Origin of the sequence: Desulfovibrio sp. ZJ369 (genome assembly GCF_011039085.1) — a bacterium.
Taxonomy (GTDB): domain Bacteria; phylum Desulfobacterota; class Desulfovibrionia; order Desulfovibrionales; family Desulfovibrionaceae; genus Desulfovibrio.
This window is the reverse complement of record NZ_JAAKEI010000063.1, coordinates 1-8916: the sequence shown is the minus strand read 5'-3', so window position 1 is coordinate 8916 and position 8916 is coordinate 1. Positions and strand designations below refer to the sequence as shown.

Here is an 8916-nt window from a genome sequence, read left to right as displayed (position 1 = left end):
ATTGTCGCCAGCGTCACTGGTTTGCCAGATTCCGCCGAAAGTCGGTCGTTGTTTCACGAAGTCTGCACATGGTTGACTTGACGATGGCTCTTTTTGCCAGGTTTCATGTGAATGGAACTCTGGATGATATTAAAACATTATTTAGTTAATACTCTCCAATACGTTTACCACGGCAATGCCAAGAAACAAGCTACACTCGAGTGTTGTATAAGCTCCTTTAAGGGTCATCATCGTCACCTAAGCTGCCCTTGAGTCCTGACGTGGATCGAACAAATATTTCTCAGGGACACCTATGTCTCTGAGTGCGTCTAACACCCGGGGACAATGTTTTTTACCCAGAACCGTGGATGACACAGCCTCTGCGGAAACGCCGATACGCACTGCGAGCTGTCGCATGCTTAATCCTCGTTTAAGCAGGGCGGCGCGGATGGCATGCCGGCATTGAAAACGCTGGTAACCGCAATCAGCGTGTTTCATAGTTCCTTCTCCAGTTTGTTCTTGCGCTGCCGGGCCGCCCGTTCGTCCAGAATGGCCTGAGCGTAGTCCCGCAAACGGCGATCTTCCCGCGTCATCAAATCAACGCCCAACGCTTGTGCTGCCACTCGCAAAGGCTCAAGGTTTCCTGTGGCCTTGCAAAAGGCCAACAAGGCAAGAATTGATGGTGGATGACTGGTGTCGGTAGGCGAAAGCCATTTGTCCAAAGTGGCTTTGCTGATACCGGAAGTGTTTCCTGCTGTGAGCTTGATTCCTGCCCGGTGGGAAACTTCGTTCAATCGATCAGTCAGCAACTTGCGTCCTTCGCTTTCCTCCGCTCCCGCAGCCTCCCGCATGGCAGCACGGATGGCCGCCATGACGCCAGAAAGCCGCAGGATGTCCTCTATCAAGGAAAGCTGTCGCATTTTCAGTTAGCCCTCGTTGCCGTTATGCCTGCGGGCCTCAAGAATTCCTGGCAGTGCATGATGGCCTCCGCGCGTGTCCAAAATCGGCGTTACTATGGACATTGATTTCAATCTGCGGAGCGGCTACTTTCGGCGCTGCAAGTGCTGAAACTTTCAACCGCCCGCACCTTCTTTTTTATCAGTTTTTGCGATTTTGCAAGCATGAATTGCTAGATAAAAGTAATTTTTGCTGAACAATTTTTACCTCTTGATATTTCAAGAGGTTAGCAAATCTGGGATAAAAGTTAGGATAAAAGTTCGGGCACAGGAACTTTTATCCTATGGAAACAGTAGGAAGTCGGATAAAGGCATTAAGAAGGCCTAAAAACCAGGATTGGTTGGCTGAAAAACTAGGTATCCCCAAGGGGACATTGAGCAACTATGAAAGCGGGAAGTCCGAGTTAAATTTTGCTATTTTGAGGGCAATTACTGCTTTTTTTAATGTTTCCAGTGACTGGCTACTTTTTGGACTCGGTCCTCAGTACCGAAGTGGGACGGGAGCGCAAACATCTTCTCGGAACTTCGGTGACTGCTCCGGCTGCGCAGCTTTGGAACGCGTATTAGAATATGAGCGACGCGAGCGACATGAGTTGAGTGAAAAAAACAGAGAATTAAGCGAGCAGATTGGGCAACTGAAAGAAAGGCTCAAAGCCTTGGGTGGGGGGGGAGAAGCGGAAGCTGCCAGATCTGCCGAAGTCAAAACTGCATAGACAAGCAGGCAAAGCCGTGATCATCGCTTTCACCACGGGAAAGCGATGATAAAAATCAGCCTCGGTGAGCGTCCGGTGTGACACTGGCCGAGGCTTCTTTTGTTCTCATTTCTCATGCGGCAGAGGCCCGGAATCGGCCTCCCGTTCTCAAACCTTTTTTTGCAGCCCCATCGTCAGGCGGTCAACCATCGGGACGGCGTCAGTCAAAGAAAAGTCGCCCATCGGTCAAGCACGGTTCGCTCCTGGAGCCATTCTCATCTTTTCTGCGGCCCTATACTCTGAAGCCACGGCAAAAAAAGTGCTTTCCGTGTGCCGTGCCATTGTGAACCACGCTACCAGGACTGGCAGATGGGAAGGCGTCAATCCTTTTGGCCGGGACAGGTTGAAAATGCCGCGCCCGCAAAACAAGGGGGAGCGTTTTCTTACGCCGGAGGAAGCCCGCGCGCTTTTGGATGCTCTGGAAAAGCGCAGCCCGCAGCTTCACGATATGGCCTGGCTGTCGCTCAAGACGGGCCTGCGGAGCACAGAAATTTTCCGGCTCACCGGCGCGGACGTGGACGCGCGGGGCGGCGTCTTATGGGTGACGGAGAAAGGCGGGCGGCGTGTGGCCGTGCGCGTGGCGCCGGACGTGATCCGGATGCTGGCCGGGTACGGACGGAGCGCCGGGGAATATATTTTTCAGGCCCGCGGCGGTGCAAAGCTGAAGCAGATCAGCGACACTTTTGAACGGGTGTGCATAGCATTGAAGTTCATGCCCGAAGACCCGGAAGAACGGGCCGCCATGGACACGCGAAAAAAGGTCTGGTTCCATACGCTCCGGCACACCTTTGCAAGCTGGCTTGCCCAATCGGGCACAGTGACCTTGCAGGAATTGCGGGACATTATGCGGCACGAAAGCATTACCATGACGGAACGCTATGCCCATCTGATTCCGGGGAAGGCGGAGAGCAAGACGGCCCTGATTGGGGACATTCTGGCAGGGGAAGAAAAAGAATCCCGGCTTTGAGGCCGGGGTGGAAGTCGTCAGGCGTGGTCTGTTGTGTGCGCATCCCGCGCCAGGCAGTTGGCGATCCAGACTTTGACCAGTGATTGGCGTGTGACGCCGAGGTGGGCAGCCTCTTTGTCAAGAGCATCGACCATCCATGCGGGAAAGTCCACATTGACACGCCTGGATTTCAGGTTGGGGCGTTCTGCCCTGGACATGTCGGCAAAGGGGAGAACACTTTCGCCGTTGTCGAAATGCTTGTCAAATTCAGTCGCTTTCATAGGCTTCTACCTCATCTTTATGCGAGCGCCGGACGGAAATCAGGCGCACCACACATTCGCGGCACGTCATTATGGCCGTCCAGTGCTTCCCGTGCAATTTGCCGATACAGGCTTGACGCGGTTCATCCTCGAAGCGCAAAGGGAGAATGAGGAGCCTTTCATCTTTCCAAAGCTCTTGCGCTTCTTGGAAATCAAGCCCATGTTTCTGCTTGTTGCTGGCGCTTTTGTTCGGGTTATATTCAAATTCCATACAAAAATTATATGGTTTTTATTCTGTAATTGTCAACATTAAAAAAATGGCTCCGATTTTCCAAGTGGAACCTTTATACCCACTCGTACTGGTCGGAGCCCGTTTCTAGTAATTTTTGACCCGCATACCTTGCGTGTCAATTATAGCCATGTCTTTCGTTGAAATCACTCCGTCACTACTTTCTGCGCTTCATCCCATTTCTGAACATCCACCGGGTCATAGGCCGGGCGGCGGCCAAGCTTGCGATAGGACGGCCCCTTTTTGAGGCTGCGCCATTTCTGCCAGGTTGTGGCAGGGATGCCCGTAATACGCACAAGATCGTCCGTGAACAGGTACTTGCGCCCTGCCGGGGTGTGTAGTCCCTTGTCGTCTCAACTGCCTGGATCATGGCTGTTACTCCTTTTCTCTCTTCGTTCGGCAGGTTTCGGAACAGTAATGCGTGTTGCGTTCCCGCCCCGGCAACCAGCCGCTTTTCTTCAAGCGCGCCCACAAGGTGCTGTACCCTGTTCCCGTCGCCTGCCTTCCGCAGGCGTTGCAGCGAATGGTGGTTTCCTTGCTCATAGCAGGCTGCCCTGGGGCTGCACGCAGGCGAATATCTCCTTCAGCTTGGCGTCCACCTGCTTTTCAAGTGCCTTGGCCCGATTCAGATCGGACGGCGCGCGCGAGGCGAAATACTCCTTCTGCGCTTTGCGCATATCACGCACAAGAATGGTAAAGGTCGATATTTTTTGACTCATGGCCGCTCCTGTTGCGCGTTGGTGTCCGGCCGCGCTCCGGATGAGGATTACCCGCAGCAGTATTCATGCCGAGTTTGTCACCGCCGCCACCATGTCACAGTTGAACAGTATGGGGCGCTCTTTCATGCTTTTTCTCCTCACCGTGAAGGGGACAACTCTCCATAACAACCCATCCGAAACGCTCTCCATTCTCGTACAACTGTAAAACGCCTGGTGCTTCACGTCCGCAAGGCGGCACAGTTCCAAGGTGACAATGCTGTCCTTGCCGCCGGAAAAGCCGACAAAATAGCCTTCTTCCGGCTCGTGTGGGTGATAAGCGCATCACGCACTTCCTCAACGGTTTGGAGGCCCATTGCTATTTCCGGCGCATACGCGCGGACGAACCAGGCCGCGGCACGGTAGCGCAGCATCAGTTCCGGCATACTCTGCCATTTGCTTGTCTCTTTGCCGTTTTTGTCTTTTTTGCTGTACCAGCCTTCTTTTTTGGCAAGGCTGATGGTAATCAGCGGCCCCACAAGCAGTTCCTTTGTCGCCAATTCGGTAGCCACGGCGCGGCAGCCCCAGTCGTCCTGGCCTTCCTTGCCCTGGAATTCGTAGCGCAACGCGGAAAATTTGCCGGACTGATTGAGCGTGGCAATCAGGAATTGGGCGGACCAGGCCGGGCGGCCAATGGCATGTCCGGCCAGAATCTCATAGACGGCGATCTGCGCGGCATGGCCCTGCGTCCTGACAGTGCCGTCAGCCGCCACGGCAGTCTTGCCGGTCTTGATATCGGCAATGCCCAGACCGTCCGGGGTGGCGCGCACACGGTCAACCGTGCCGGTGAGCGTCAGGCCGATGTCCGTAAACGTCAGGCTTTCGCAGGTGGCCTCCACGGCCACATAGTCCTGGCGCGGCGCAATTTCGCGGCAATAGAGGCCATGCAACGGCAAAGCTATTCGCTCAACTTCGGCAGCCGACGTATCTTCCCAGTCCACGTCCTCGGACGGCCTTTGCAGGGCATCCACAACGGCCCCGGCGCTTTCGTCAGCGGAAAGCGGGCTGCCGTCCAGTCGGCTCTGATCAAAGAGCGCAGTTCCGGCATGGACTGCCGTGCCAAGCTGTGCGGCCGCCAAGCGTGGAAGGCGCAGCTTGCGGATATGCCTGGCTTCCCAGCGGGCCGGGCAATCGAAAAGTTCACCCAGAGAGGAGGCGCGGACGGACAGCATCAGGCCACCTCCGCAAGCGCGGCGCGCGCCTTTTCCTGACTGGAACGCAAGGCGGCGATCCGCTTTTCCAGCTTGCAGATCTCCTGCTTCGCATTCTCGTGGTCATCGTACAGACGGCCGTTGCCGGCCGCGAATGCCCCGGCGAGTTCGGCCTCGCTCCACGATTCGCCGCAACCTTCGCAATGGTAGCGGTCGTCAAGCAGCAGGAGCCGGGTTTCAAAGCCGAGTTCATGGCAGTCCGGGCAAATCCAGGGGCTGTGCGTTGCGGCGGCGCACTGGCCGGGCGTGTTGCCCTCCGGGTTGCCGCAGGCTTCGCCGGTGAGCTTGCAGCGCATTCCGGGCTCGTCGCCGGGGAAGTACGCGCCCTGCGCGTAACCGGGAATATTGTCGCCGCAGGTGCGGTGGCCGGGGTACTCATACGCATGACGACACATGACTCAGACCGTCCTTTGCCCCTGGCCGCCGTTCGCCCGGATAAACGCGTAATGGCGGCGGAGCGCGCTGAAAAGTTGGGAATTGCCGTTTGCTGTGGCCACGGCCATAGCCCGGCGGAGCCAGGCCAGGGCGCTCTCTGCCGTGGCCGGGAAGCGGACCGCCTCCATAGGCCAGAGACAGCGCCCGATCGTTGATGAAGCAGGCTTTCGTATCCATGAGGGAGCCTTCAGCTATTTGCCAGGATGAAGTTTTCCAGTGTGACCGGCCAGCCGGGTTCGCCTTCAGCGTCTGTGCCGACATAACGGACAGTGATGTTCATTCAGGCAGCCTCCTTTATCTCTATCTGGCGGGGTGCTGAGCTTTCCCGCTCTCGTTGCAAACAAAATAGGTAAAAATTACCTCATATTTAATATAAAAAGCAAAATTTTATCCTAAAAATTGCCACAAAAAAAAGCCGCCTTGCGGGCGGCTTCACGTCCAAGGTGTATGTGCGAGTTATTTTTCCAGCGATGCCCGTCTTGCGGCCTCTTGCGCGGCTTTGGCCTCTTCAAGTCCTTTTCCGATTACCTCTTTCCAGGGAAGGCCAAGCGCCTCGCACATATTAAGGATGTCTGTTCCTCGAAGTTGTTGGGGTTTACGATTTTGACCAGAGCCTTGCCCCTTCCTGATGGATTGTACCTTTCGTCGGGAATCGGCCACATGAGGGAATGCCAGCACCCCAAGAGCTTGCTCGGTCATATTGAGCTGGGCGCGGCGTTCCTCAAGTGTCCGGCGAACGGTATTTTCAAACACCGTCATGCCTGTTTCGTTCAACATGTGCAGAACTCCTTTTCCCATACTCATAGCAAAATTTCCTCTCTTGCTCTTGGCGTAAATTTTTGCATTGACAAAAAAGGTAAAAAATACCTAAAATGAAGTCAAGGGAAGGCAGCCACGGCCCCGCCTGTACGGCGGCCCTGCCCTTGCTCTTTGACATCAGCAACTGTTCGGAAATATCGAACGGTTGCCCCACCCCGAAGACCCGCCCAGCCCACGCCGCGCAAGGTAGCTCCTTCCCGCCGTGGTGACGGCGGCGAGGGTACACCCGGAAACGACCGGGCCGCGCCTGGACGGCAGTTTGGACCAGGGCGCGAAACCTTGCCGAAAGGCAAAAGAAAAGGCCCTCCGGTGACGAGGGCCTCGTGGTCAGCGTTGGGTGCTGATGAAAGTTAGTTCTGCTTGCGGGTTTTATAAAGACCGTAGCCGATAACGCAGATGACAACGGCGGTCAAAAAAATCCAGATAGCCATTATTCACCTCCAAGCCGTTTCCCGAGAATTATCACTCCCACAAGGGAGACAATGCCGGGTATCACGCCCCACCAGACACTTTGAAAAGCGCTCACGGCGAAGCTGGCAACTGCGAAGTTAACCAGAAAATCAATCAGCTTTGAAAGCGTTTCTTTGTTCATCTCCGCCTTACCTCATAGATAGCCATTTTCACGGCCTCTGTCAAAAACGCGTTGGCCGTGTGTGCTCCGGCTTGTCCGAACCGCGTAGGCAGCTATCCTCTCACGTCCCGGTAGGGCCTCCGTCGCGTCTGTTTTCAAAGAGCCTGGGACTGTGCCCCGTCTCGTTGAAAACAGTATTCCTAAAAATTAGGATATAGTCAATAAGTTAAGTCCTAAAAATTTGAATTTTTCTGCGCAAAAAAAAGGTAGCCGAGGCCACCTTTGTAAACTGAATCATTTCAGCTAGTTCATTTCCCATCAGCCTGTTTGAGACCCGTCCGTATCACGTCATGCAGATTCAATCCTAATGCCTGGCAAAGATTTACAAGGTCGGCCAAACGGATTTCTTGGGGCTTCTTGCTCTCGCCTGCCCCTTGTTCAACTAGGATGCTCCGAACCTTTCCCGAAGGCTTGCCCATATAGGGAAACGCCATCTGCCCCAATGCTTTCTCGGAAAGTTTAAGTTCTGACTTTCGTGCTACAAGCAGGCTACGGATGGTCTCATCAAAGATAACCATTCCTTCTTTGGTGAGCATGTTTTCCACTCCTTTTTCCTCCCTTTGTAGCATGAAAGTCTGACTGGAAGGTAATCTAAAAATTAGTAATTGAAAATATCCTAAAAAATAGTAAATATTGCCCAAGGCCGCCGTGCAGGCCCGGAGTACCCGCAAGACCACGGCCCAACCTGCACGGTCGGCCTTTGCTCTTTGACAACCAGCCCCGAAGACCCGCCCAAGCCACGCCGCGCAAGGTAGCTCCTTCCCGCCGTGGTGACGGCGGCGAGGGTACGCCCGGAAACGACCGGGCCGCGCCTGGACGGCAGTTTGGACCAGGGCGCGAAACCTTGCCGAAGGGCAAAAGAAAAGGGCGGCTCATTGAGAGTCGCCCATGAAACCTTGGAGCGGAGTGCTGGCTAGAAGCCCAGCCAGCCGAAGCCCTTGGCCATGATCGCGGCAAGGGCAAGCGCGATCCCGAATTGCCATTTGAGCAGGCGGAGTTCAAGTTCTTTCAGATCCGTCTTGGTGGCAAGCTCTTTTTCCCGACTGTCCAGAATTTTTTGCACAGCCGCGTTCTGGGCTTCGGCGTGTTCCCGCAACATTTCGGCTTGAACTTTTGCCTGTTCTTCCGTGAAGCCGGCGGCCTTGAGCTTTTCAAAGTATCCGAGGGTATCAAAGGTTGTGGCGGTCATAATGGCCTCCTTGCTGTCTGTATTCAGAGATAAACGGTTTCACGGCCTCTGTCAAAAACGTGTCTGCCCCCCCCTCAAATCAAAATAGGGTTCGCCTTGATTCCGTTCCGGTCGAACCGGCGACAATCTGTCCCCGGTTCTCGGAAACGAAATTTGTGTCATGTTTCACGGGCTGATCCAGCCGTCGTGTCTGCCCGTGTCCCGCTCTGCCCTTGTTTGGAGGCCTTGCCGCTTTCGTGGGTACAACGCTTCAATGGGGGGGCTTCTCTGCGCTCGATTTTTCGGCCCATCCGCCCTTTTCGCGCCTCGATCCAGCTTGCGGGGGCGGCTCTTTTCCGGCCCCACCAACGTCTGGCGTTGGCCTCCCTGCCGCGCAGGCGGTTGCCCCGCTTCGGAGCCGTCTGCTACTTTTCCCCGTGGGGCGCTGTTCGCTGGCATCCTCCGCGTTGGTAAAGTTGGAATATGACAAATCTCAATATATGTAAAGATAAAAATTGATATTTCTCAAAAAAAATAAAACAACAAAAAAACCCTCCGGAGAGGGCACGGGAAAACCGCTGAAGCAGGCTAGTGTTGCGTCAAACTTGAAAAGGCATAAAAAAGGACTTATCTTTTTCCTCAAATGGGAGAAGATATGCCAAAAATTTTATATAGGGTGACCCTCACACAGGAAGAACGCACTGAACTTGAAAGT

The 8916-nt window shown here is 54.7% G+C and carries 13 protein-coding genes; 2 read left to right on the top strand and 11 right to left on the bottom strand.

Going from position 1 to position 8916, the window contains the following annotated elements; all coding sequences use genetic code 11:
• Positions 1-473 precede the first annotated feature (473 nt).
• Entirely contained in the window at positions 474-899 is a 426-nt protein-coding gene (locus tag G7Y51_RS12610; RefSeq protein WP_165178021.1) for a phage regulatory CII family protein, read from the bottom strand.
• 320 nt (positions 900-1219) lie between these two features.
• On the opposite strand from G7Y51_RS12610, the gene G7Y51_RS12605 reads away from it, so the two are divergent.
• Both G7Y51_RS12605 and G7Y51_RS12600 read left to right on the top strand, forming a co-directional pair.
• Positions 1220-1648, top strand: a complete 429-nt coding sequence (locus G7Y51_RS12605; protein ID WP_165178019.1) for a helix-turn-helix transcriptional regulator — start codon at positions 1220-1222, stop codon at positions 1646-1648.
• A 388-nt stretch (positions 1649-2036) separates the two neighbouring features.
• Positions 2037-2654 (top strand): site-specific integrase, encoded by a 618-nt coding sequence (locus G7Y51_RS12600; protein WP_206214340.1) that lies wholly within the window; start codon positions 2037-2039, stop codon positions 2652-2654.
• Positions 2655-2671: 17 nt separating this feature from the next.
• Here G7Y51_RS12600 and G7Y51_RS12595 read toward each other — a convergent pair whose 3' ends face one another.
• The 10 genes from G7Y51_RS12595 to G7Y51_RS12545 form a co-directional block, all read right to left on the bottom strand.
• A complete protein-coding gene (locus tag G7Y51_RS12595; RefSeq protein WP_165178015.1) occupies positions 2672-2914 on the bottom strand; it encodes an antitoxin in 243 nt (80 codons plus the stop codon).
• Positions 2901-3164, bottom strand: a complete 264-nt coding sequence (locus tag G7Y51_RS12590; RefSeq protein ID WP_165178013.1) for a BrnT family toxin — start codon at positions 3162-3164, stop codon at positions 2901-2903. Before G7Y51_RS12590 ends, G7Y51_RS12595 begins: the two co-directional genes overlap by 14 nt.
• A gap of 164 nt (positions 3165-3328) precedes the next feature.
• A complete protein-coding gene (locus G7Y51_RS12585) occupies positions 3329-3478 on the bottom strand; it encodes a hypothetical protein (RefSeq protein ID WP_165178011.1) in 150 nt (49 codons plus the stop codon).
• A gap of 243 nt (positions 3479-3721) precedes the next feature.
• A complete protein-coding gene (locus G7Y51_RS12580; RefSeq protein WP_165177999.1) occupies positions 3722-3901 on the bottom strand; it encodes a hypothetical protein in 180 nt (59 codons plus the stop codon).
• 218 nt (positions 3902-4119) lie between these two features.
• A complete protein-coding gene (locus G7Y51_RS13620) occupies positions 4120-5109 on the bottom strand; it encodes a PD-(D/E)XK nuclease family protein (protein WP_206214339.1) in 990 nt (329 codons plus the stop codon).
• Positions 5109-5543 (bottom strand): hypothetical protein, encoded by a 435-nt coding sequence (locus G7Y51_RS12565; protein WP_165178009.1) that lies wholly within the window; start codon positions 5541-5543, stop codon positions 5109-5111. The genes G7Y51_RS13620 and G7Y51_RS12565 overlap by 1 nt, the downstream gene beginning before the upstream one ends.
• Before the next feature lie 496 nt (positions 5544-6039).
• Complete coding sequence (locus G7Y51_RS12560; protein WP_165178007.1) at positions 6040-6360, bottom strand: hypothetical protein; 321 nt, start codon at positions 6358-6360, stop codon at positions 6040-6042.
• A gap of 472 nt (positions 6361-6832) precedes the next feature.
• Positions 6833-6994, bottom strand: coding sequence for a hypothetical protein (locus G7Y51_RS12555; protein ID WP_165178005.1), 162 nt, complete (start codon positions 6992-6994; stop codon positions 6833-6835).
• Positions 6995-7281: 287 nt separating this feature from the next.
• Positions 7282-7569 carry a hypothetical protein gene (locus G7Y51_RS12550; RefSeq protein WP_165178003.1) on the bottom strand — a complete coding sequence of 96 codons (288 nt, stop codon included), beginning with the start codon at positions 7567-7569 and terminating at the stop codon, positions 7282-7284.
• Between the two features lie 377 nt (positions 7570-7946).
• Positions 7947-8222 (bottom strand): DUF1640 domain-containing protein, encoded by a 276-nt coding sequence (locus tag G7Y51_RS12545; RefSeq protein ID WP_165178001.1) that lies wholly within the window; start codon positions 8220-8222, stop codon positions 7947-7949.
• Positions 8223-8916 lie beyond the last annotated feature (694 nt).

Coding starts and splice junctions, on each gene's coding strand:
- G7Y51_RS12610 (WP_165178021.1), bottom strand. CDS start 899: ATGCGACAGCTTTCCTTGATAGAGGACATCCTGCGGCTTTCTGGCGTC.
- G7Y51_RS12605 (WP_165178019.1), top strand. CDS start 1,220: ATGGAAACAGTAGGAAGTCGGATAAAGGCATTAAGAAGGCCTAAAAAC.
- G7Y51_RS12600 (WP_206214340.1), top strand. CDS start 2,037: ATGCCGCGCCCGCAAAACAAGGGGGAGCGTTTTCTTACGCCGGAGGAA.
- G7Y51_RS12595 (WP_165178015.1), bottom strand. CDS start 2,914: ATGAAAGCGACTGAATTTGACAAGCATTTCGACAACGGCGAAAGTGTT.
- G7Y51_RS12590 (WP_165178013.1), bottom strand. CDS start 3,164: ATGGAATTTGAATATAACCCGAACAAAAGCGCCAGCAACAAGCAGAAA.
- G7Y51_RS12580 (WP_165177999.1), bottom strand. CDS start 3,901: ATGAGTCAAAAAATATCGACCTTTACCATTCTTGTGCGTGATATGCGC.
- G7Y51_RS13620 (WP_206214339.1), bottom strand. CDS start 5,109: ATGCTGTCCGTCCGCGCCTCCTCTCTGGGTGAACTTTTCGATTGCCCG.
- G7Y51_RS12565 (WP_165178009.1), bottom strand. CDS start 5,543: ATGTGTCGTCATGCGTATGAGTACCCCGGCCACCGCACCTGCGGCGAC.
- G7Y51_RS12560 (WP_165178007.1), bottom strand. CDS start 6,360: ATGTTGAACGAAACAGGCATGACGGTGTTTGAAAATACCGTTCGCCGG.
- G7Y51_RS12555 (WP_165178005.1), bottom strand. CDS start 6,994: ATGAACAAAGAAACGCTTTCAAAGCTGATTGATTTTCTGGTTAACTTC.
- G7Y51_RS12550 (WP_165178003.1), bottom strand. CDS start 7,569: ATGCTCACCAAAGAAGGAATGGTTATCTTTGATGAGACCATCCGTAGC.
- G7Y51_RS12545 (WP_165178001.1), bottom strand. CDS start 8,222: ATGACCGCCACAACCTTTGATACCCTCGGATACTTTGAAAAGCTCAAG.